Origin of the sequence: Streptomyces sp. NPDC019531, assembly GCF_044903305.1 — a bacterium.
Classification (GTDB): Bacteria; Actinomycetota; Actinomycetes; order Streptomycetales; family Streptomycetaceae; genus Streptomyces.
The window spans coordinates 1-22714 of record NZ_JBJDQL010000040.1 but is presented as its reverse complement, the minus strand read 5'-3'; the positions used below and the strand labels follow the sequence as shown (position 1 = coordinate 22714).

The window sequence follows — 22714 nt, the reverse complement described above, 5'->3', positions numbered from 1 at the left end:
CAGGGAGACCACGGAGGCCTGGTCGGCGAGGATGGGGCGGTACATCCCGCCTGGCTGGTGGTCCGGAACGCGGGCCCCGACCTGGATGTGGCCCTCAACCACCTGGAGAAACGGCAACCCTGGCGCGAGTCACCCCGCGGATGGCGTACAGTAGTGAACACAACGGCGCGGGGTGGAGCAGCTCGGTAGCTCGCTGGGCTCATAACCCAGAGGTCGCAGGTTCAAATCCTGTCCCCGCTACTCAAGGCTCAGGGCCGGAATCCAGTCACTGGATTCCGGCCCTGAGTGTTTTCCCCGGGGTTCCTGGCCGACGGCCTTCGTGACGTGGTGTGATCGGGCGAGTGCCCTCCGCGTAACAACTGACATGCCGTCAATACCTGTGAGTCACCTGGGGCAAGGTCAAGTCGCCCGTTTTTCGGCGTTCTTGGGCCGTAAGTCCCGTGGGATTTCGTTAATGATCAAGAGGAACGGCTTGGAATCGAGCCCCCGCGTCTATTAACGTTCGATAACGCAGCGCGGTCGTCCCAGCCGTCACAAGAGACGGCTCCGTGCTCACGCGCCGAATTCCGCAAGGGAACCGGGGAACCACCAACTTGGGGTGAATCGCTCGTACTCCGCCGTGGCAGCACGGTGGGTATACGCGCGTAGGAGACCTTCCTGCTCCGAACCCGTCAGCTAACCCGGTAGGCGAGAAGGAAGGAAAGGAGCACGCCCACGTGGCGTCCAACCCGCCTGCCCCCGAGGCGCCGTACGCACCGAGCGACACGCTCGTGTACGGCGGCTACCGTGCCGACGACGAGGCCCCCCTCGGCGAGTGGAACCCGACCGCGGAGTCCCTCGCTCCGGTGCGCGGCCGGCATCGTGTCGCCAAGCAGCGCGGCGGAGGATTCGCCCGCAGCTCCACCGTTCTGGGCGTCGGTGTCATAGCCGCCGTCAGCGCCGGCGGGATGGCCAGCGCCAACACCGGCAAGCCGCCGGTGTCCATCTCCATGCCGGACCTGCCCTCCGTGGACTCGCTCATCTCGGACGACTCCGGCTCCTCCGACGACACGAGCGCCTTCAGCACGGTCGGCGGCACCACCTCCACGGAAATTTCGCAGACCGAGTCCGCCTCGGACGCCGGTGAGGCACTGCGCTCGCGCATCCTGGCCCAGGCCGAGCAGCAGCAGGACCAGATCGACTCCAAGGCCGCCAAGGCCGTCGCGGACGCCGCCCAGAAGGAGGCCGACGCGGCCGCCGCCAAGGCGGAGAAGGAGGCCCAGGAGAAGGCCGCCGCCGCGAAGAAGAAGGCAGAGCAGGAAGCCGCGGAGAAGGCCGAGGCCGCGCGCCTGGCCGAGCTCGCCAAGCAGTTCACGCTGCCGACCTCGTCGTACACGATCACCTCGACCTTCGGTCAGGCCGGTTCGCTGTGGTCCTCCGGCTACCACACCGGCCTCGACTTCGCCGCGCCCACGGGCACGCTGATCAAGGCGATCCACAGCGGCACCATCACGGAGGCCGGCTGGGCCGGTTCCTACGGCTACCGCACCATCCTCACCCTCGACGACGGCACCGAGCTGTGGTTCTGCCACCAGTCCTCGATCAGTGTCAGCGTCGGCCAGAAGGTCAGCACCGGTGACGTCATCGGGCGCGTGGGCGCCACAGGCAACGTGACCGGCGCGCACCTGCATCTGGAGGTCCACCCCGGTGGCGCGGCCGACGGGATCGACCCGATGGCGTGGCTGCGGGGCAAGGGGCTCAACCCCTGAGGTCCACGGTGATTTCGCGGCCGTAGAGTCCCGCTCCTTCGCGGTCCTCGACGCGTACGCCGCTCGCGGCAACCGCGCGGTGCCGATCCCTCCGCAGCCCTTACGTCCGGTACGGGTTGTACGCGGGATACGGCACCGTCGGGTGCACCGGGTGGGTCGGCTGTTGCGCCGGATACCCGTACACCCCGTACACCGGCCAGGGCGGCGCAGCCACCGGCACCGGCGGCGCCGTCATCCGCGCCGCGTGATCCAGCGCCGGCCGCGCCACGTCCCGCCGCCGCCACAGCTCGTGCAACAACTCCCGCTCCCGTACGACGAAGTCCGCGTTCGCCCGTCCGAGCCGCCCCCGGCGCCGCAGGAACGCGAGCGACGTCGCGTACGCCTCGTACTGCGCGACCGCCCGCCCCGCGGCCCGCCCCCCGAGCTGCCGTCGGGCGTACTCCCGCGCCACCCTCCGCGCCCGCATCGACCCGAGCACATACGGCTCGGTCGGCACCAGCCACCCGGCGACGGCGTACGCGGGCAGCTCCTCGCGGACGGTCTTCAGCTCCCGCTGCCGCGTCCAGATCACCAGCCAGGTCAGCAGCGCGAACGCCGGCACCATGAACATCGCGTACACCGCGAAGAACCCGTACTCCCCGAAGGTCGACGAGCCGTTCCACATCGCGTGCATGCCCATCGCGAGCAGCAGCCCGGACAACGGGACGAGCACCCGCCGTATGTGCTGCCGCTCCGCGGCGAGCGCGGAGACGCCGAAGCCGATGCCGGTGAGGACGGTGAACAGGGGGTGCGCGAACGGTGACATCACGACCCGCACGAAGAAGGTCGCGGCGGTGACGGAGGCGATGCCGCGGTCGCCGGTGAGCTGGTCGGCTCCGAAGGCTGTGCCGAGGTAGAGGATGTTCTCGGTGAACGCGAACCCGGTCGCGGTGACCCCGGCTATCACCACCCCGTCGACGATCCCGGTGAAGTCCCGTCTGCGGAACAGGAAGACGAGCAGTACGGCGGCGGCCTTGGCCGACTCCTCGACGACCGGCGCTATCACGGTCGCGCCGAGCGTGTCCGCGCTGGTCGGGTCGGCGGTCGCCGTCGCTATCCACTTCGTCGCGAAGCTGTTGGCGATGATCGCTATCAGCGCGGCCGCACAGGCGCCCCAGGCGAAGGCGAAGAGCAGGTTGCGCCAGGGGCCCGGTTCGACCCGGTCGAGCCAGCGGAAGGCGGCTATGAGCAGCGGTACGGGCAGGACGGCGAGGCCCAGCCCGACCAGGAACCCCTCGGTGCCGGTCTGTTCGCGGACCAGGGCGAGGATGACGAGCCCGGAGAGCGCGAGAAGCGTGATCAGGGCGCCGTAGCGCACCCACTTCTTCTGCCACCAGTGAGCATGCCGCAGCGTGCCGCCACCGGTGGGGTCACCGGGGTGCGTCGGATACGGGGGACAGGTGGCCACAGCATCGACCTTAACGAGACGGAGGCGCCGCCCGCAGCCGGGCTGGGACGCTCAGGCGCCGGTGGGGGGTTGAGCGGATCGGTCGGTTCGGTCGCCGTGCTGTACGCGGCGGAACAGCAGGTCGTTCACGACATGTCCCTTGTCCAGTCCCTGCCCCTCGAAACGGGTCAGCGGCCGGAACTCGGGACGCGACGCAAATCCGCCGTCGGCCTGTGTGTTCTCGAAGTCGGGATGCGCGGTGAGCACTTCGAGCATCTGTTCGGCGTACGGCTCCCAGTCGGTCGCACAGTGCACCAGCGCCCCCGGCCGCAGCCGGGTCGCGGCCAGGTCGAGGAACTCCGGCTGGATCAGCCGCCGCTTGTGGTGCCGCTTCTTGGGCCAGGGATCCGGGAAGTAGACGCGCAGTCCGTCGAGCGAGTCCTCGGTGAGCATCTCGCGCAGCAGGATGATGGCGTCGCCGTTGCCGACCCGGATGTTGGACAGCTTCTGCTGTTCGGCGAGGTTGAGCAGGTTCCCCTGCCCGGGAGTGTGCACGTCGACGGCGAGAATGTTGGTTCCCGGCCGGGCGGCGGCCATCTGCGCGGTGGCCTCGCCCATCCCGAACCCGATCTCCAGCACGACGGGATGATCGTTACCGAACATCTCGCCGAGATCAATCGTGTGCTGTCCGTCGATGTCGAGCCCCCACGTCGGCCACAACCGCTGCAGGGCATCCGCCTGCCCCGCCGTCACCCGGCTCCGCCGCGGCTGGAAACTCCGGATCCGCCGCTCGAAGTGCGACCCCGCGGGATCGGCACTGGGGCCGTCGGGAAACCGCGGCTCCCCTTTGCCCCGGGTGTGCCGCACGGGGACACCGGGGGCATGCGGACCGGCTTGGTGCCGGGGCCGGGAGGCTTCGGGAGCGTTGAGGGAGTCAGACACAGTGGGACCGATTTTACCGGCAGCTCCAGCCCCTCCGGCGCCTGGGCAAATCCAGCCCCTCCGGCGTCTGAGGAGCGGGGGTCCGGTGGTCCGGGGGCGGAGCCCCCGGAGGACGGGGCGGGTAGGGGCGGCGGGGGCGAGAAAAACCCGGAGCCCGGCCAGCGCGCCCCCCTCACACGGCCCGCAACGCCTCCAGGGCCCGCCGAGCCACCTCACGCCCGATCGGCAGCGAGGCGGTCGCCGCCGGCGAGGGAGCGTTCAGCACGTGCACCGCCCGGGCCCCCTCCCGGATCAGGAAGTCGTCCACCAGCGTCCCGTCCCGAAGCACCGCCTGCGCCCGCACCCCCGCCGCCGAGGGCACCAGATCATCCGCCATCACAGCGGGCAGCAGCCTCCGCACGGCCGTCGTGAACGCTCCCCGCGACACCGACCGCCGCAGCTCACCCGCCCCGTACCGCCAGTGCCGCCGAGCTATGTGCCACGACCCCGGCCACGCCAGCGTCGCCCCGAGCTCCCGAGGCCGTACGACCCCCCACCCGTACCCCTCCCGGGCCAGCGCCGGCACCGCGTTGGGTCCGATGTGGACACTTCCGTCGATCCCGCGCGTGAGATGCACCCCGAGGAACGGAAAGGCCGGATCCGGCACCGGATACACCAGCCCCCGCACCAGCTCGGGTCGCGCCAGCGTGTAGTACTCCCCCCGGAACGGCACGATCCGCATCTCCGGGTCGTCCCCGGTCAGCCGTGCCACCTCGTCACAGTGCAGCCCGGCGCAGTTCACCAGCACCCGCGCCCGTACGACATCCCCGGCGCCCGTCAGCACGGCGACCCCGAGCTCCGGCCGCCGGTCGATCCGCCGTACCTCGGCGCCGTACCGGATCTCCGCTCCCGACGCCTCCGCGAGCTGCCGCGCGACCCCGGCGAAGTCGCACACCCCGGTCGTCCCGACGTGTATGGCGGCGAGTCCCTCCACCTCGGGTTCGTACTCCGCGATCTGGGCGGCGCCCAGCTCCCGCACCGGGATGCCGTTCTCCCGGCCGCGCTGCACCAGCCCGTGCAGCCGGGGCAGCTCGCTCCGCTCGGTCGCGACGATCAGCTTGCCGGTCACCGCGTGAGCGATGCCGTACTCGGCGCAGAACTTGACCATCTCGGCGGCTCCGCGCACGGCGTACCGCGCCTTGAGCGACCCGGGCCGGTAGTAGATCCCGCTGTGGATCACCCCGCTGTTCCGCCCGGTCTGGTGCCGAGCGGGTCCGGCCTCCTTCTCCAGCACGACGACCCGGGTGCCGGGCGCGCTCCGCGTGATCGCATACGCCGTCGACAACCCGACGATGCCCCCACCGACCACGAGCACGTCACAGTCGTAAGCGATCCCGGACAGCACCTGCACCACCTCCCACCCCCGATAGTGCACTGCACCACTGACAGTCACTTCAAACGCAGGTGGCGGTGATGCTGTCCAGGGCTTACGCCGGAGCCATCAGCAGCGGCCGAGCCCGCTCCCGCAGCTCCACCACCCGAGGCTCGTCCCCATACGGCTCCAGCCGATGCAGAAGATCCTTCACGTACTCGGTGGTGCGCGCGGACGAGATGCGCCCCGCGACCTCCACCGCCCGCACCCCCTGCTCGCACGCCGCGTCGAGATTGCCCGACTCGAGCTCGGCGACCGCGGAGACGACCAGCCGCAGCCCGTGCGACCGTACGAACTCCTCCGTAGGCTTCGAGAGCGCCTGCTCCGTGAACCGGCGCACCTGCCGCGGCGCCTTCAGATCCCGGTAGCACTCGGCGGCGTCGGCCGCGAACCGGTCGTAGGAGTAGAACCCGAGCCACGAGGGATCGTTGTCCCCCTCCCGGGACCGCTCCAGCCATCCCTCGGCCGCCTTCAGCGCGGCTCCGGCCGCCGCGGCGTCTCCCGCACGCGCGTGTGCCCGCGCCTCGACGAGCCGGAAGAAGCTCATGGTGCGGGCGGTCGCAAGACCACGGTTCCGCTCAAGGGCGGCCTGCGCGAGATCGACTCCCTCGTCGCCGAACCCTCGGTAGGTCGCCTGCAACGACATGGACGCCAGCACATACCCGCCGAGCGGCACGTCCGCCGCCGCGCGGGCGAGCCGCAGCGCCTGGATGTAGTACCGCTGCGCCGCCTCCTGCTGTCCCGTGTCGAAGGCCATCCAGCCCGCGAGACGGGTGAGTTCGGCGGATGCCCCGAACAGGGCCCGGCCCACTTCGTCGGAGTACGCGCCGAGCAGCAGCGGTGCCGCCTCCACCCGTAAACACTCCGGCACCATGGACGAACGCCAGTCGCCGCCTCCGTACTTGGAGTCCCAGCGCCTGGCGTCCTCGGCGGCCTCCCGCAGCTTCTGCACATCGCTGTGGCCGACTTTGAGCGGTGCGCCCGAGCCCTCCGAGGGATGCACCTCGCGCGCGACCGAGCTGTCGGCCGGGGTTATCAGCCACCGTGAGGCGGGCGTTGCGTATGCGCTCACTGCGAACGAACCGGCGAGGGACTGCCAGATGCCGCCCGTGCCGGCCCGGCGGCCCGCGAGGTCGAGGCGGTAGAGCTCCGTGGCCGACCTGACGGCCTGGCCGACGTCCCTGGGGAAGGCGAGGCCCACCTCCGGCGCGGGATCCGCGTCCGCCAGGCCGATCTCGTGGAGCGGCACCGGGCGGCCGAGCTTCTGGCCTATGGCGGCGGCGATGAGATGCGGCGCCGCACCCTGCGGCACCATTCCCTTCGACACCCAGCGCGCCACCGACGTCTTGTCGTAGCGAAGAGTCAACCCGCGTTGGGCGCCAAGATCGTTGACGCGACGCGCGAGTCCTGCGTTGCTGATTCCCGCGAGGGCGAGAACGGTGCCGAGTTTTTCGTTCGGCCCGCGTTGCTCCCTGGACATGCGCCACCCCTCGACACAGACGGCTGCCGCGCTGGCATAACCACGCGGCATTCGTAAACCCAGCGTAGTTCGCCGCATCCCAAGCGTTAAGAGGCATTGTTCCGGATGGCGGGATTGTGGTCCGTACTGAAGTGCGGGTCCGATACGCGCAGTTGCGTCGTGCTCCCGTTGTGTGGCCGTGCGCCTGTCCGTGCGCTCTTCTCCGGCCAACGGGGGAGCGCTTCCATGGATGATGCGTGGGTCGGCCCGCTGTACTGGATCCAGTGGGCTGGGGGACACCGCCGCCTACATCCCCGCGGGCGGCGGACCGGCCCGGGGGGCGAAGTGGCGTCTCCCGGGCTGCGCGTCCGTCGAGCGGCGCGCCGAGTGTGTACGGAGCGTGCTTGAGCCTGCTCCGGTGCCGCCGATTTGGCCGAAAACCGACCCTCGTCTTCGCGGGCGATCAGCCCTCTCACCATGGCAGTTGAGGGCGCGTTAGGTGTTTTTGGGGAGCGTTTCGGGGGCGCATTCGCGTCGCAGGCCCCCTGCCCCGCGCGGCTGTTCGCAGGCGTACGCGGGTGTTCACAGGGGCGCGTTCCCCGCATCCCAAGCGGCTCCACCGCCACTCCGGCACGCGTCCTTCATGGCAGCATGGTGACCGGTTCCAACGGTGCACTGGTTGTCCACAGCCTGTGGAGGCGTCGATGCGGTGGTTGGTGGGGTGGAGCAACACCGCCGCAGGTGTTCCCGAGATCGGGTCCGCGGGGGCCACCGGAAGCGACGGCGAGACCGTGCACCCGGTGGGTTCGCATCTCCTGTGGGGCGACCCGGATCCGCTGTGGGCGGTCGGCGACTGGCGTCCCGACGAGGTGCGCGTGATGAAGGTCGACGCGCAGACCCGGATCGCCGTCTTCGGCACCTGCGGCGCCTCCGACGATCAGCTGCGGGTCGGACTGCTCGCCGCGCGTGGAGGGGCACTTCGGCATCTGACGGCCTGGCCGGGCGGCTACACGGCCGTGGTCCAGGTGGGCCGCCGGATCACCGTGTGCGGCGATCTGGCGGGCGCGCGGCCGGTGTTCTACACGCCCTGGGCGGGCGGTACGGCCTATGCGACCGCCGCCCTGCCCCTCGCCGACCTCATCGAGGCCAACCTCGACTTCGGGCACCTCGCGGCGCTGCTCGCCGCCCCCGACGTACCGGCCGCCCTCCACGACTCCACGCCCTACGAGGGCGTACGGCGCATTCCGCCGGGGCACGCGCTGATCCTGCGCAACGGCGCACGCGAGATCGCCGGCTACGAACCGGTCGCCTCCCTCGCGGTCGCCGCGCCCTCCGCCGACCCGGACAGCGCGGTCGACGGCGTGCGCGACGCCCTGGTGGACGCGGTACGCGCGCGTCTGTCCGCGCCACGCCATGTGCCCGACATCGATCCCGGTCCCGTGCCCGGCATGGGGCCCGCCGAACGGCGTGCCGCACGCGGGATGCCGGTGCCGGGGATCGGGGCCGACCTGTCCGGGGGGCCCGCCTCGGGGACGCTGGCCCTGCTGGCCGCCGGGCTGCCCGGGATGCCGGGCACGGTCCTGGGACACGGCACGGGGGCCGGGGAGCGGCTGCTCGCGGTCACCTTCAACGACCTCGCCGTGCGCGGGCGGGAGGCCGAGGTGGAGCGGGCGGGGACGCTCGCGGCGAATCCCCGGCTGCACCACGTGGTGGTGGCCGGCGGGGAGGAGACGCTTCCGTACGCCGAACTGGACGGCCCGCTGACGGACGAGCCGGGGCCGTGCCTGGTGACGGCGGCGCGACACCGGGCGCGGCTGTCCGCGGGGAGCGCAGACCACTTCACGGGGTACGGGGCCCGACAGGTGCTGGACGCGCATCCGGCGCGCCTCGCGGACCTGCTGATGGACCGCAAGCGCCGTCATCTGGTCCGGCCGGTGGCCGCGTTGGCCAAGGCGGACGGCTCCGTGCTCGTCCCCGCGCGCGTGTACGGCGCCGCGCGGAAGCTGGCCCGTACGCCGTATCGGGTCGGTCTGGAGATGCTGGCCGACCGGCTCATGCACCAGCGCTTCGACGAGCCGGGGGGTGCGGTGGGGGCGTCTCTCGCCGCGCTCACCTGGGCCAGACCGGGGCCCGCGGCGCGGTGGCTGACGGGGGAGGCGCTCGCTGAAGTATCGGTTCGCCTCCAGGGCGCCACGCACCGCTCCGGGGTCGGTCCCGGGCAGCATCCCGGTGACTTCCGCGCGCGTGCGGCGCTCGCCCGGCACGCGTCCGATCTACGTGTCCTGGAGCAGGCCGTCGAAATCCGCTCCCAGCGGCTGCATGCGCCGTTCCTGGACAACCAGGTGGTGCGCGCCTGCCGTGCCCTGCCCGAGGCCCTTCGGGTCCGGCCGGGGGCCCGCGCCGAGATCCTCCGTACGGTCCTGGAGGGCGCCGGTGTCACCGACCTGCCGCCCGGCTGGGGCGCCCCGTCCCACGCCTCCTCGGCGGCGGCGACGCGGACCGGGCTGCGGGTCTCGGCGGACTCCTTGATGTCGTTGTTCGGCACGCCGTTGCTCGCGCAGGCGGGGCTGGTGGAGGCTCGGGTGGTCCGCAAGGCGCTCCGAGCGGCGGCCGAGGGCGAACCGCTGCCGTTGGACGGGCTCGCGGACCTGGTCTCGCTGGAGCTGTGGCTGGGGCGGCTGCTGGCCCGCCGGGGTACGTGCTGGACGGGGACACCGGCCCGCGCGCGTGCGGTGCCGGCGGGGATTCGGCCGCAGCGGGGGGCGTTGGGGGCGGGGGCCTCCGGCGGGGGGCGGGTGTGATGCCTGCGGCGGCCTGTGGGGGTGGGGTGGGGGCGGGCGTTTTGCGCAGTTCCCCGCGCCCCTTATATGCCTGCGGCGGCCTGTGCGGCTCCGGTGGGGGCGTGTGTAGCGCGTGCGGTTTGGTGGGTGGGTCGGGGCCGGGGTGGGGGGTGTCCGTCCTCGGTCCGGCGGTTGCTGTTGGCTCAGATGTGCTGGATAACGGACGCCGGCCGCTGCGGGCGGACACCCCCCACCCCGTCCCCTTCGCGCCGTACGCGGCAAACGGCCCGTCGTGGCGCGCGGGGTGGCGAACGGCCCGTCGTGGCGCACGGGACGGCGAACGGCTCGTGGTGGCGCGCGTGGTGGTTGGCGGTCCGTCGTGGCGCGCGGGATGGGGAACAGCTCGTGGTGGCGCGCGTGGTGGTTGGCGGTCCGTCGTGGCGCAGGCCGCCTGCAACCCCCTAGGGGCGCGGGGAACTGCGCGACCAGCCCCCACCGGGCCGCAGCCGCCAGTCGTCACAGCGAGGCACATCAATAGGCGCCCGGCCCGAGCCCAGCGCTAGCTGTCCGCGGGGAACTGCGCGATCAGCCACAACTGACCCGCACTCGCCAGTCGTCGCAGCGAGGCACGTCAATAGGCGCCCGGCCCAAGCCCAGCGCGCCCTCATACGCGAAATCCGCCAGCGCTCCCCCCAGGAACCCGGTGACAATGACCCCGTGCGGTACAGAATCCTGGGTGTGAGCGAGGTGGCGGACGATCACGGTGCCGTCATACCCATCGGCGGCCCCCGCGTCCGGGCCCTGCTCGCCGCCCTCGCCCACCGCGCCGGCCGTACGGCCACCCCCGAGACCCTGATCGACGAGGTCTGGGCGGACGATCCGCCCCAGGACGCCCCGGCCGCGCTCCAGGCACTGGTCGGCCGTCTCCGTCGTAGCGTCGGCAAGGACGCGGTCGTCTCCGACCCGGGCGGCTACCGGCTGGCGGCCGCCGAGGACGACGTGGACCTTCAGGTCTTCGATCGCCTCGTGGGGCAGGGCACCGCCGCCCTGGCCCGCGGCGACGCACTGGTGGCCGCCCGGGACCTCGCCGCCGCCCTCGCCCTGTGGCGCGGTCCCGCCCTCGCCGACCTCCCCGACCGCACCGCCGCGATCCGCCCGGAGGCACTGCGACTGAAGGCCGTGCGGGCCCGGATCGAGGCGGATCTGCTGCTCGGCCGCGCCCAGGACGTCGTACCGGAGCTGCAGGAGCTGACCGCCGCGCAGCCGTACGACGAGACCCTGCACGTTCTGCTCGTCCGCGCTCTGCGCGACACCGGCCGTGGCGCCAACGCCCTCGCCGCGTACGAGACCGTCCGCCGCGCTCTGGCCGACGGCCTCGGCACCGATCCGGGTCCGGAACTGCGGGCCCTGCATGCCGAGCTGCTCTCTGCCCCGAGCCCGCTCAAGCGTCCCCAATTCGAACGTGCTGGCAACATCCGTCCTCGTCTTACCTCTTTCGTGGGCCGGGAACCTGAACTCGACGCCATCCGTTCCGAATTGCACAGGGCCCGCCTCGTCACCCTCACCGGACCGGGCGGATCCGGGAAGACCCGTCTCGCCGAGGAAGCCGCCGCCGGGCTTCCGCAGGCGTGGCTGGTCGAGCTTGCCCCGCTCGACCGGCCGGAGGCGGTGCCCGGCGCGGTGGTCAGTGCGCTCGGTCTGCGCGAGACCGTGCTCATGACCACCGAGCTGACGGCCCCGCAGGACGACCCGCTCGCCCTGCTCGTCGAGTACTGCGCCCCGCGCAGCCAACTCCTGATCCTTGACAACTGCGAACATCTGATCGACGCGGCGGCCCACCTCGCGGAGACCCTGCTCACCCGCTGCCCGGGGCTCACCGTCCTCGCCACCAGCCGTGAACCCCTGGGCGTGCCGGGCGAGTCGGTGCGCCCCGTCGAACCGCTCCTCCCCGACCAGGCGCACCGTCTCTTCGCCGAGCGCGCCGCCGCCGTCCGCCCCGACGCGGCCGCCGTGCTCGCCGACCAGGAGGCCGTCGCCGAGATCTGCCGGCGCCTCGACGGACTGCCCCTTGCCATCGAGCTGGCAGCGGCTCGGCTACGGCTCCTCACGCCCCGCCAGATCGCCGACCGCCTCGACGACCGCTTCCGCCTCCTCACCTCCGGCAGCCGCACCGTCCTGCCCCGCCAGCAGACCCTGCGCGCGGTCGTCGACTGGTCGTGGGAACTGCTCGACGAGCGGGAGCGGACGCTGCTGTGCGAGGTGTCCGTGTTCGCGGGCGGCTGGGAGCTGGCGGCGGCGGAGGCGGTGTGCACCGGGCCGGCCGCGGAGCTTCTCGGGGCGCTCGTGGACAAGTCCCTGATCGTGGCCACCCCGTACGAGCGGGAAGGCTCCGACGGCATGCGGTACCGCATGCTGGAGACCATCCACGAGTACGCCACCGAGCGCGCCGCCGAGTCCCCCGCCCTGCGTGCCGCGGCCGAGCGCCGACACCGCGCGTGGGCGCACGCCCTCGTGGCGGAGGCCGAGCCGCAACTGCGTTCCGCCGCCCAACTCCCCTGGATCTACCGCCTGGAGACCGAACTCGACAACGTCCGCGCGGCCCTCGACCGAGCCATCAGGGCGGGCGAGGAGGCCGAGGCCGCAGCGCTGATCCTGACCATGGGCTGGTTCTGGTGGCTGCGCAACTACCGCCGCGAGGGCATGGCCTGGCTGGACCGTGTGCTGCGTCTGGGAGTGGCGCTGGACAGGGCCGGCTCGGCCCAGCCGCCGCGAGCACTGAGCGAGGCCGAGGACCCCGTCGACGCCTACCTCGACGCCCCGCACGCGGAGACCACCCACCCCGCACACCGCGCCCGCATGAACCTCCGCATGCTGTACGTCTTCCTCAGGGCCGAGACCGAGCCCATCGCCGGTCGGCTGGACCACCGGCTCCGCCGCTACGTCACCCGCATCCGCGCACACTTCGAGCGCGGCGGCCCCGACGCGGCCCGCCTGCCCGGCATCGTCTGGCCCATGGCCGACCTCGTACTGGGGGTGCCCCCCGTCGACATCCGCTCCCTCATGGACGCGTCCCTGGCCAACTGCCGGGCCCACGGCGACGACTGGTCCATCGCCGTGACCCTGATGTTCCGCACCCACACCATGGTCGACTCCCCGGGCGGCATGGCCGGCGTGGACGACGACCTCGAAGAGCTGCGCGTCCTCAGCCGCCGTGTGGGCGACCGCTGGCTCCGCGCCCAGGTCGGCAGCGCGGCCGGCGAGGCGGCCATGGCCCGCGGGCGGCCCGCCGAGGCCAGGCCGGAGTACGAGGAGGCGCTGCGCCTGGCCTACGAGGTGGGCGCGTACGCCGAGACACCGTTCCTCATCGCCCGGCTCGCCGAGGTCGCGTACCGCACCGGCGACCGCGCCGCCGCGCTGACCACCCTGGACGAGGCGAGCGCCGCCGGGGACAGCTACGGCGTCCCGGAGACCAGGGCGTTCGTGAGTCTGATGCGGGCCCACATCGCTCTGGAGGAGAAGGACACCGCACGCGCACGCGAACTGGTGGAAGCGGTCCGTGAGCAGATCGGCCAGGCATCGCCGCCGCCGCAGTTCACGGTGATGCTGAACTCGGTCGACGCCATGGTGACGGCGGAGGAGTCGGGCCCGGAGCACGGGCTGCCGCTGCTGGCCGACACCGTCCGCGAGGCGATCGAGAAGCGATGCGCCGACGTGATCGTGGCAGCGCTGGTGGACGGCGCGGCGGCCCTGCTCTGCGACCTCGGCGACCTCCCGCGCGCGGTCCGGCTGCTGGCGGCCGGCGAGCGGTGGCGCGGCGGTGACCCACGCCCCCATCCCGAACGCGTGACGGTGGAGCGCGCGGAGGCCCTCGCCCACGTCGGCCTGGGTTCCGTGCGGTACGCGGCGGAACGCGCCCGAGGCGCGGCCCTGACCCCGCAGGACGCCCTCGCCGAACTCGACGGGGCGCTGCGGGCCCGGCGCGCTATGAACACCTGAACCTCGACTCCGCCCAGTCCGCGAGCATGAGGTCGTCGAAGGGGCTGTGCGGCTCGACCACCAGCCGTACGGTCTCGCGCCCGGCGAGGTTCACCTGCACGGGCACGGCCGGGTCGCCGCCCTCGACCAGCCCGGACCTCCACAGCCGGACCCCGTCGGCGTAGACGGAGAAGTACATCTTGCCGAGGCCCAGTGTCATGTCGTCGACGCCGACCATCGTGTCGTAGGAGGAGCACTCGCGGTTGAGGTCGATCGTCACGGAGGAGCGGGCGTGCACGGTCACGCCGTGGGCGTACTCCTGGTCGGCGATCGAGACGCCGTAGCGCTGCCACACCCAACTGCTCTCGCCGATCCGCATCTCGGGCTCGGTGCCGTCGCCGGAGACGTCGTAGGCCAGCCCGCTCCACTGGTAGACGGCAGGCGGAGGCGGGGGAGTCGGCGCCGGGGTGTGAGTGGGAGTGGGAGTGGGAGTGGGCTTCGGGGGCGGGGTCGGCTTCAGGGTCGGCTTCGAGGCCGGAGTGGGAGTCGGGGTCGATTTCGGGGTCCGGGCCGGGGTGGGGGTCGGTGTCACGGACGGTGCGGCCGCGACGGCGACCACCGGGGGCGTCTTCGGCGGGGGCGTCTTCGGCTCGGGCGTCTTCGGCGTGGGAGTGGGCTCGGCGGGCTCGACCACCGGCGCGGACGCCGGCGGCTTGGCGTCCGGTTTCTTGGCCGGGCTGTCGTCGCCGATCAGCGCGAGTGCCACCGCGGCGGCGGCCACGGCGACCACACCGGCCGCGATACCGGCCTTCACGGGAGCGCCCAGCCCATCCGAGGCCGCGGCGCCGCCGGCACCCGCCGCGCCCGAGGAGCCCCCGCTCGCCGCGGCGGCCGCACCCGCGGCACCGGCCGCCCCCGCGCCGCCGGCGATGAGCCCGATGGCCTTGGCGTACCCGGCGGCCCCGAACCAGCCGATGACCGCCAGCGGTACGACGGCCGGGATTCCGTTGGCGACTTCCTTGATCTGGCCCGCGGCCAGCCGGCACTTGGCGCACTCCTCCAGGTGCTGGCGCAGCCCTCGTTCGGCGCGGGTGCGCAGACCCCCGCGGGCGTAGGCGCCGAGCCGGTCGGCGTAGCGGGCGCACTCCTCGTTGCTGGCGAGGGTGGTGCTGACGTGGGCCTGCAGATAGGCCTGCTTGAGGCCCTCGCGGGCACGGCTGGCCAGCACGCGCGTGCCGTTGGCGTCGAGCCCGAAGACCGTGGCGACCGCGCTCGGCGACTCGTCCTCGACCTCGGTGTGCCACAGCACCGCCTGCCAGCGCTCGGGCAGCGAGCGGAAGGCCCGCATGGCCATGGACTGCTCGGCCTCGTGCATCGCGCGAACGTCGGCACCCACGTCCAGTGCGTCGTCGTCGGAGACCTCGGACGAGAGCGAGGCCTGCGCGGCGAACACCGCGAAGTCGTCGACCAGCTGCTCGCGCTTCGCCGACTTCGTCCAGCCGGCTGCGACGCGGCGGACGCTGGTGAGCAGGTAGGCGCGTACGGCGTGCTCGGGTCCGTGGCCGCCGCGCACGGCCTGCAGCGTGCGTGCGAAGACCTCGGCGGTGAGGTCTTCGGCGGTGTGACCATCACGGCAGCAGGTACGCGCGTAACGGCGCACCGCCTCCGCGTGGCGCCGGTAGAGCTCCTCGTAGGCCGTGTCGTCGCCGGAACGCATCCGCTCGATCAGGTCGGCGTCGGACGGCGGCATCTCCCGGGGCAGCTGCGGGACGCTGCCGTCCTCGCGTCGGTCGCGCTGCGCCGGCACACTGCCCTCGACGGGTTCGCCGCCCTGGGCCGGGATACCGCCCTGCGGGATGCCGGCACGACCGCCCTGGCCCGGCACCTGTGGTGTGCCACCGGCGTCCCCGTCGCCCTCGCCCAGCGGCTCGTTCCGCCCGTCAACGCTCATCGCGGAATGCCCCCGCCGCCGGCCCAACCAGTTCCGAACACCGGGTCAGAGTGCCATATCGACTTTTAGTCAGTAGGGCGCAGTGCGCCGCATCCACTCGTCCGTGGGGTTTTCCGGCGGTTCGGTACTAGCCCTCACTCGTTCGGGGAATGCTCAACTGTCATGGCAGGAACGGGAGTTGAGCCGTCCGCCGAAAATGACCGGGAATGTTCCGGGGTGCGGTCGGCATGCCGACCGCACCCCGCTTTCACCTTGACGAGTCACGCAGGCCGCGACCGCAGACCTTCCAGCAGGATGTCCAGCAGCCGCGCCGAGGCCGCCGCCTGCTGCGCCGCGTCCGGCAGCGAGGGCGCCGCGGTCGCGATCACCAGCAGGACGTCCGACACCGACACGTCCGTTCGCAGCTCACCGGCCGCCCGCGCCCGGTCCACGAGCTGCCCCACGACCTCCAGCAGCGCCGCCGCCCCTGTGTCGTCGTCGGCGGAGACCATCGGGGCCTCCTCCGGCACCAGCCGCAGCTCGCCGGAGCCCGGTGTCGTCCGCTGCTGCGGCACCCGCGTCTGGTCGTAGCCGTCGGTCCCCTCGTCGGCGACCCCGACCCGCAGCACCTGCGGCGGCAGCAGCCGCCCGGCACCGGACGCGACCGACGTGCGCAGGAAGCGCGACAGCGCCGACCACGGTTCGTCCTCCTGGCCGAGCGCCGCCCGCGCCTGGTCGGTCAGCCGGGAGGTCTCCTCCTCGGCTATCCGCCGGACCAGGACGTCCTTGCTCGGGAAGCGCCGGTACACGGTGCCGACACCGACCCGGGCGCGCCGCGCCACGTCCTCCATCGGCGCGCCGTACCCCAGCTCGCCGAAGACCTCGCGCGCCGCGCGCAGTACGTGCTCCAGGTTGCGCTGTGCGTCCACGCGCAGCGGGGTCGAACGGGACACGTCACCGCGTCCGTTGCCCGCCGCGCTCATCGCCGAGCCCATCGCGCCGCCCATCGCCCCGCCACCGGGTGCGATGGCGGACGCGGTAGACCAATGAGAGTCCTTAATGTGCATAAATGATCCCCCGGTAATGACGTCTCCCCCCGGAGACTCTCCCCGCCATCGAAAGCCGGAGCGTGCGGAACATGCCCGTTTCGCGAGTCCGCCCGTCGCGGACCCGGAGCGCATCCCCCTACACCCCGTCGACACACGAACATAGTTGAGTGGGGGTCAATTCAGAAGGGGCAGGTTCCGCACGGAGCGCCCCCCGATCGGAGTACGGGTGGCAAAAGCGCCGATTGCACCACCTACCACCACCCGGCGCACACCCACTGACCTGCGAACCTTCGCCAGGCTCCGGCGATTCGGCCAACCCGGCGCGCCGATGAACTCCGGTCACACAAATTGTCGAGGCTGTGGACAAACTCCAGCGTCGGGTGCGTCATGGGATGGTGAAGGAACGTGCGCGCATTCTCGTTGTCGGCGGCGGCTACGTCGGGATGTACACGGCTCTGCGTCTGCAGCGGAAGCTGAAACGGGAACTCCAACGGGGCGAAGCAGAGATCACGATCGTCACGCCCGACCCGTACATGACCTATCAGCCGTTCCTCCCCGAAGCGGCGGCCGGATCCATCTCCCCGCGCCATGTCGTCGTACCGCTGCGCCGTGTGCTCGACCGCTGCCGTGTCGTCGTGGGCGAGGTCACCGCGATCGACCACGCCAAGCGCACCGCCTCCCTCACCACCCTCGCCACGGAGGAGGAGGAGGAGCGGACGGGCGGAGAACAGCTGTCCTACGACGAACTCGTCCTCGCCCCGGGTTCGATCGCGCGCACCCTGCCGATCCCCGGACTCGCCGACCACGGCATCGGGTTCAAGACGGTCGAGGAGGCCATCGGCCTGCGCAACCACGTCATCGAGCAGATGGACATCGCCTCCTCCACCCGCGACCCCGCGATCCGCGACGCGGCCCTGACCTTCGTCTTCGTCGGCGGCGGCTACGCGGGCGTGGAGGCGCTCGGCGAGCTGGAGGACATGGCCCGCTACACCGCGCGCTACTACCACAACGTCCGCCCCGAGGACATGAAGTGGATCCTCGTCGAGGCCACCGGCCGCATCCTCCCCGAGGTCGGCGAGGAGATGGGCCGCTACACGGTCAGCGAACTGCGCCGCCGCAACATCGACGTACGGCTGAACACACGCCTGGAGTCCTGCGTGGACCGTGTCGCCGTCCTCAGCGACGGCTCCCGCTTTCCCACGCGTACGGTCGTGTGGACGGCCGGCGTCAAGCCCAGCCCGCTCCTCGCCGCCACCGATCTTCCGCTCAATGAGCGCGGTCGGCTGAAATGCACCCCCGAGCTCACCGTCGACGGCGTCACGCACGCGTGGGCGGCCGGAGACGCCGCCGCCGTCCCCGACGTCACCGCCGAGGAATCCGGCAAGGAGACGCCCCCCAACGCCCAGCACGCCGTCCGCCAGGCAAAGCTCCTCGGCGACAACATCGCGCACGCGCTGCGCGGCGAGCCCCTGGAGACGTACGCGCACGCGTACGTCGGTTCGGTGGCCTCCCTGGGTCTGCACAAAGGTGTCGCGCAGGTCTACGGACGCAAGCTGAAGGGCTACCCTGCCTGGTTCATGCACCGCGTCTACCACCTCAGCAGGGTGCCCACCTTCAACCGCAAGGCCCGCGTCCTCGCCGAATGGACCCTGTCGGGGCTCTTCAAGAGGGAGATCGTCTCCCTCGGATCGCTCGAACATCCCCGAGCGGAGTTCGAACTCGCGGCCGGTGGAAAGCCTCCTCATGACCCGGCGAACGACCCGAAGGGGTCGTCCTGACCGGACCGAGGAACTCCACGGACCGCCCCGGCGTCTGACGGATGTCGACCAGGTCGGCCCCCTGTCACACTGATGCCCGCCCATCGAACGCAAGAGGTTTTCCCACCGTGCTGCACCCCCGGGCTGCCGTCCCCAGCCCACCGGCCGGGCCCGGATCCGGCCCGACGCCGAGGACGACGAAGACGACGAAGACGACGACACGAGGCAAGGATTCGTGAACTTCACGCGCTGGAGCGCCCGCCTCCCCGGAACGCAGCGCCGCGCCGCAGCGCGGACCGACGACCTGGTCACCGAGGACCGCCTGAGCGAGGGCGCCGTCCCAGCGGCCCGCGCCGAACAACTGACCGTGCCGGTCCCCGCCGTCGACGAACTCCCGGTCCGCGAGGTCCTCGACCGTGTCCCCGCCCTCGTCGCCCTCGTCCACGGCCCCGACCACCGTCTCGCCTACGTCAACGACGCCTATGTGGTGGCCTTCGGCCTGCGCTCGCCCGGCGCACCGGCCCGCGAAGCCCTCCCCGAGCTCGACGAGATCGGCCTACTCCCGCTCCTCGACCAGGTCCTGCGCAGCGGCAAACCGCGCACGGTCAAGTCCCGCAAGGCCCCCGACGGCCGCTCCTACACCTTCACCTGCACCCCGGTCACTGAAGGCGACGGCGGAGTTCTCGTCTTCGCGACCGACGTCACCGACCACGCCGAGGCCGCCGAACGCCTCAGAGCCAGCGAGCGCCGCCAGCGCGAGACCGCCGTCACCCTCCAGCGCTCCCTGCTACCCCAGGAGCTCGAAGAACCCGACGACCTGCGCATCGCCGCCACCTACCACCCCGGCGGCACCGAGGCCGCGGTCGGCGGCGACTGGTACGACGTCATCACCCTCGGCGGCGGCCGCACGGCTCTGGTCATCGGCGACGTCATGGGCCGCGGGGTGCGCGCGGCAGCGGTCATGGGTCAACTGCGCACGGCGGTCAGGGCGTACGCCCGCCTCGACCTGCCTCCGCACGAGGTCCTGCAACTCCTCGACGGCCTGGCGACCGAGATCGACGCCAACCAGATCGCCACCTGTGTGTACGCCGTCCACGACCCGAACGAGGGCCGGCTGGTCTACGCCTCGGCCGGCCATCTGCCCATCCTGGTCCGCGACGAGAGCGGCGTCGTCCTGCGCGCCGACGAACCCACCGGCCCGCCGCTGGGCACCGGCGGCTGGATGCACTCCTCGGGCACCATCCCCCTCGGCCCGGGTTCCACGGCCGTGCTGTACACGGACGGCCTGGTCGAACGCCGTAACGAAGACCTGGACGAGGGCATCGCGGCGCTGGAACGCGCCCTGGCCGGCGCGACCGGCACCCCTCAGGTGATCTGCGATCGCCTGGTCCGCTCGGCCGGCGTCACCGCGGAACACGACGACGACGTCGCCGTCATGGTCCTTCAGCACCCTGCCCACACGGGCCCCGACGGGGAGCTCTTCCGCAACGCCGCGCTGGAACTGCTGGGCGGCGTCGAGGCGGCTCCCCGCGCGCGTGCCTTCGCCTCCGGCGTGCTGACCAGTTGGCGGTTCCCGGTCGAGCTGCATGACCTGGGCGTGCTGGCGGTGAGCGAACTGGTCGCCAACTCCCTTCAGCACGGGACGCCGCCGATGCGGCTGCGGCTCCGCCGTACCGACCGGCGTCTGATCGTCGAGGTGACGGACGGGGACGACCATCTGCCCCGGCGTCGGCGGGCGGAGCCGGGGGACGAGTCCGGTCGGGGGATCGCCATCGTGGCGACCATCGCGTCGAACTGGGGGTCGCGGCGGACGCCGGGGGGCGGGAAGGCGGTCTGGTGCGAGTTCGTGTTGCCCAAGGGGTAGCGCCTGCGGATCGCTGCCGGGTGCGGGTCCGTTGTGGCTGGTCACGCAGTTCCCCGCGCCCCTGGGGAGGCGCAGCTAGGCGGCCAGGGACTTCGCCGTTGCTCCGCCCTGTGCCACCACCCGGCTCTTCCTCAGCGACGGCTGGTTCTGTACAGGGGTCAGCTGCCTGCCCAGTCGTAGGGCCAGGTACGTGATCCCCAGCGAGAACAGCAGGAACGTCACGATGTACGGCGTGTGCAGGGAGGCTCCCATCGGGCCGCCCACCGCCGGGCCGACCGCCAGGGCCAGCTGCTTCACCAGGGCGAAGGCCGAGTTGTACTGGCCGGCCATCCCCTCCGGCGCCAGATCGGCGACCAGGGGGGTCACGGTCGGCGACAGCATCGCCTCGCCCAGTCCGAACAAGGCGTACGTCGACACGAACGCGGCCGTGGCCATTTCCCGGCTGCCGTGTCCGAGCCCGGCACAGCCCGCGGTGACCCATGCCGCGGCCCAGATGAGACCGACCAGGGCGATCACGCGGGACCGCTTCCGCCGCTCGACAAACCTCAGCACGGCGAACTGAGCGACAACGATCATCGCGGTGTTGGCGGCCAGGGCCGTGCCCAGCGCGGAGGTGGAGATACCGGCGGCCTCGACGCCGTACGCGCTCAGGCCCGACTCGAACTGTCCGTAGCAGGCGAAGAACAGCACGAAGCCCAGCACGCACAACTGCACCATGGCCCGGTTGCCGAGCAGCTGCTTCCAGCTGCCCTTGTCCGACCGGGCGGGCGCGCCCTCGATCCGCGGCGCGTGCGGCACGCGCAAGGTCGCCATCACCAACACCAGCAGCAGGAACATCGCCGCCTCGATCGCGAACAGCAGAGTGAAGGACGCGGCGCTCGACGTGTCGACGAGATGCCCGCCGATGAGACCGCCGACGCCGAGCCCGAGGTTCTGCAGGAAGAACTGCGTCGCGAAGGCCCGGGAGCGGGTCTCCGAGAGGGAGCAGTCGACGATCATCGTCGCGAGCGCCGGCTGCATCACGGCCGAACCGGCCCCGAGTGCCGCCGCCGACAGCAGCACGGTCGGCGCGCGGCCGGCGAGACCGAGGCTGAGCGCCCCGATCGCGGCCATGACGAGGGCGGTGAGCAGCACCGGCAGCGGTCCCCGGCGGACGATGGCCCGCCCGGCGAACGGCAGCACCACCAGTGCCGCCACCGCGAAGACGGCGAGGACGAGCCCCGCCGTCATGGCTCCAAGGCCCCGCACCTGCGCCACATAGACGTACAGGTAGGGGACGGTGAAGCCGAGCCCGAACGCGCTGAGCGCGTTGCCCACGTGGATCCGGCGCATCGCTGCGCCCATCGCCCTGGTCACGTTCACCTCTATCACTAGTTAGGAGTGAAGACTTCAAAGCTAAAGTTCGAAGCTAAAGAGTACATATCGAAGGACTTCAAGGCAAAGGAGGTGCGTGCCATACTGCGGCCATGGCCGAGACCCCTGGCGTCAACGAGCCGACGCTCGAAGAACAGATCGCCGCCTACCAGCGCGAGTTCCAGGACCTAGACCCCCAGGTTGAGAAGATCGTCTCGGCGCTCTCCCGACTGAACCGCCGCATGAACGTCGCTTACGGCCGCCAGACCGCAGCCCTCGGCATCAGCAGCGCCGAGTGGGAGGTCCTCAAGGCGCTCGTCCTCTCCGGCGCCCCCTATCGGCTGGGCCCCAGTGACCTCGCCAAGCGCCTCGGCCTCACGCCGGCCGCGATGACCCACCGGATCGACCGCATGCTCGCCGAGGGTCTGGTGACCCGGGAGCGGGACGAGTCCAACCGCGTCCGCGTGATCGTGGAACTCACCGCCGAGGGTCGCGAGAAGTGGCTGGAGGCGATGCGTCTCGCCACGGTCTTCGAGGAGGACCTGCTCCAGGACCTGTCCGCGGAGGAGCGCAACACCCTCGGGGATGTCCTCACCCGGCTCCTGCGTAGGGTGGAGCACGCACAGCCGGACGCCGGTGGGCGGCTCAGCGACCTCGATTAAAAGATCTTGACAGAGGGTGGTTGACAGCCCCCTGCTGGATCCGTAAAGTTCTTCGGGTTGCCACGGGGCCGTAACGGTTCTGCGGTAGCACCTCCGCCGCGAGAGCGGCCACTCAAACCATCAGAACGATCTCCCAGCCGGGATGAATTCGGTGTGCCCGAATTCAATTCGATTTGGGTGCGGCCCCTCGATTTGGGGCCGCCGCGAGAATCCGCTAAGGTTTGAGACGTCGGAACGGCCCAACAGCCGGGAAGACAAGCCCTGCTGACCGGGGATCAGGCCCGAAAGGATCTGATAGAGTCGGAACCGCCGGAAAGGGAAACGCGGAAGCGGGAACCTGGAAAGCACCGAGGAAATC

At 71.7% G+C, this 22714-nt stretch carries 13 protein-coding genes, 1 tRNA gene and 1 riboswitch; of the genes, 7 read left to right on the top strand and 7 right to left on the bottom strand.

Going from position 1 to position 22714, the window contains the following annotated elements:
• Positions 1 to 166 precede the first annotated feature (166 nt).
• Positions 167 to 240: transfer RNA gene (locus tag ACI2L1_RS34090), tRNA-Met, on the top strand.
• A 307-nt stretch (positions 241 to 547) separates the two neighbouring features.
• Positions 548 to 705: riboswitch (cyclic di-AMP (ydaO/yuaA leader) on the top strand.
• Between the two features lie 11 nt (positions 706 to 716).
• Positions 717 to 1748, top strand: a complete 1032-nt coding sequence (locus ACI2L1_RS34085; protein ID WP_404743288.1) for a M23 family metallopeptidase — start codon at positions 717 to 719, stop codon at positions 1746 to 1748.
• Between the two features lie 100 nt (positions 1749 to 1848).
• On the opposite strand, the gene ACI2L1_RS34080 is transcribed toward ACI2L1_RS34085, so the two are convergent.
• The 4 genes from ACI2L1_RS34080 to ACI2L1_RS34065 form a co-directional block, all read right to left on the bottom strand.
• A complete protein-coding gene (locus ACI2L1_RS34080) occupies positions 1849 to 3195 on the bottom strand; it encodes a PrsW family intramembrane metalloprotease (protein WP_404743287.1) in 1347 nt (448 codons plus the stop codon).
• Between the two features lie 51 nt (positions 3196 to 3246).
• A complete protein-coding gene (gene trmB / locus ACI2L1_RS34075; protein ID WP_404743286.1) occupies positions 3247 to 4116 on the bottom strand; it encodes a tRNA (guanosine(46)-N7)-methyltransferase TrmB in 870 nt (289 codons plus the stop codon).
• Between the two features lie 172 nt (positions 4117 to 4288).
• The gene (gene lhgO, locus ACI2L1_RS34070; protein WP_404743342.1) at positions 4289 to 5509 is read right to left on the bottom strand and encodes an L-2-hydroxyglutarate oxidase; all 1221 of its coding nucleotides are present in this window, start codon (positions 5507 to 5509) and stop codon (positions 4289 to 4291) included.
• Between the two features lie 73 nt (positions 5510 to 5582).
• Positions 5583 to 7007, bottom strand: coding sequence for an MFS transporter (locus ACI2L1_RS34065; protein ID WP_404743285.1), 1425 nt, complete (start codon positions 7005 to 7007; stop codon positions 5583 to 5585).
• A 683-nt stretch (positions 7008 to 7690) separates the two neighbouring features.
• Here ACI2L1_RS34065 and ACI2L1_RS34060 point away from each other — a divergent pair.
• Both ACI2L1_RS34060 and ACI2L1_RS34055 read left to right on the top strand, forming a co-directional pair.
• On the top strand, positions 7691 to 9787 hold the full coding sequence (locus ACI2L1_RS34060) for an asparagine synthase-related protein (protein WP_404743284.1): 2097 nt from the start codon (positions 7691 to 7693) through the stop codon (positions 9785 to 9787).
• Between the two features lie 696 nt (positions 9788 to 10483).
• Complete coding sequence (locus ACI2L1_RS34055; protein WP_404743283.1) at positions 10484 to 13762, top strand: ATP-binding protein; 3279 nt, start codon at positions 10484 to 10486, stop codon at positions 13760 to 13762.
• Here ACI2L1_RS34055 and ACI2L1_RS34050 read toward each other — a convergent pair.
• A complete protein-coding gene (locus ACI2L1_RS34050) occupies positions 13749 to 15692 on the bottom strand; it encodes a sigma-70 family RNA polymerase sigma factor (RefSeq protein ID WP_404743282.1) in 1944 nt (647 codons plus the stop codon). The two genes, ACI2L1_RS34055 and ACI2L1_RS34050, sit on opposite strands and share 14 nt — an antisense overlap.
• A gap of 260 nt (positions 15693 to 15952) precedes the next feature.
• Positions 15953 to 16738, bottom strand: a complete 786-nt coding sequence (locus tag ACI2L1_RS34045; protein WP_404743281.1) for a TetR/AcrR family transcriptional regulator — start codon at positions 16736 to 16738, stop codon at positions 15953 to 15955.
• Between the two features lie 374 nt (positions 16739 to 17112).
• Between ACI2L1_RS34045 and ACI2L1_RS34040 the strand changes: the two genes are divergently transcribed.
• Together ACI2L1_RS34040 and ACI2L1_RS34035 are read left to right on the top strand one after the other, a co-directional pair.
• A complete protein-coding gene (locus tag ACI2L1_RS34040; protein ID WP_404743280.1) occupies positions 17113 to 18498 on the top strand; it encodes an NAD(P)/FAD-dependent oxidoreductase in 1386 nt (461 codons plus the stop codon).
• Between the two features lie 214 nt (positions 18499 to 18712).
• A complete protein-coding gene (locus tag ACI2L1_RS34035; protein WP_404743279.1) occupies positions 18713 to 20341 on the top strand; it encodes a SpoIIE family protein phosphatase in 1629 nt (542 codons plus the stop codon).
• A 75-nt stretch (positions 20342 to 20416) separates the two neighbouring features.
• On the opposite strand, the gene ACI2L1_RS34030 is transcribed toward ACI2L1_RS34035, so the two are convergent.
• Entirely contained in the window at positions 20417 to 21685 is a 1269-nt protein-coding gene (locus ACI2L1_RS34030; RefSeq protein ID WP_404743341.1) for an MFS transporter, read from the bottom strand.
• A 122-nt stretch (positions 21686 to 21807) separates the two neighbouring features.
• Between ACI2L1_RS34030 and ACI2L1_RS34025 the strand changes: the two genes are divergently transcribed.
• Positions 21808 to 22356 carry a MarR family winged helix-turn-helix transcriptional regulator gene (locus ACI2L1_RS34025; protein WP_404743278.1) on the top strand — a complete coding sequence of 183 codons (549 nt, stop codon included), beginning with the start codon at positions 21808 to 21810 and terminating at the stop codon, positions 22354 to 22356.
• Positions 22357 to 22714: the final 358 nt, after the last annotated feature.

Excerpts from the sequence above, each read along its gene's own strand:
- ACI2L1_RS34065 (WP_404743285.1), bottom strand. The coding sequence starts at position 7,007 with ATGTCCAGGGAGCAACGCGGGCCGAACGAAAAACTCGGCACCGTTCTC.
- ACI2L1_RS34060 (WP_404743284.1), top strand. The coding sequence starts at position 7,691 with ATGCGGTGGTTGGTGGGGTGGAGCAACACCGCCGCAGGTGTTCCCGAG.
- ACI2L1_RS34050 (WP_404743282.1), bottom strand. The coding sequence starts at position 15,692 with ATGAGCGTTGACGGGCGGAACGAGCCGCTGGGCGAGGGCGACGGGGAC.
- ACI2L1_RS34045 (WP_404743281.1), bottom strand. The coding sequence starts at position 16,738 with ATGCACATTAAGGACTCTCATTGGTCTACCGCGTCCGCCATCGCACCC.
- ACI2L1_RS34040 (WP_404743280.1), top strand. The coding sequence starts at position 17,113 with ATGGTGAAGGAACGTGCGCGCATTCTCGTTGTCGGCGGCGGCTACGTC.
- ACI2L1_RS34030 (WP_404743341.1), bottom strand. The coding sequence starts at position 21,685 with ATGGGCGCAGCGATGCGCCGGATCCACGTGGGCAACGCGCTCAGCGCG.
- ACI2L1_RS34025 (WP_404743278.1), top strand. The coding sequence starts at position 21,808 with ATGGCCGAGACCCCTGGCGTCAACGAGCCGACGCTCGAAGAACAGATC.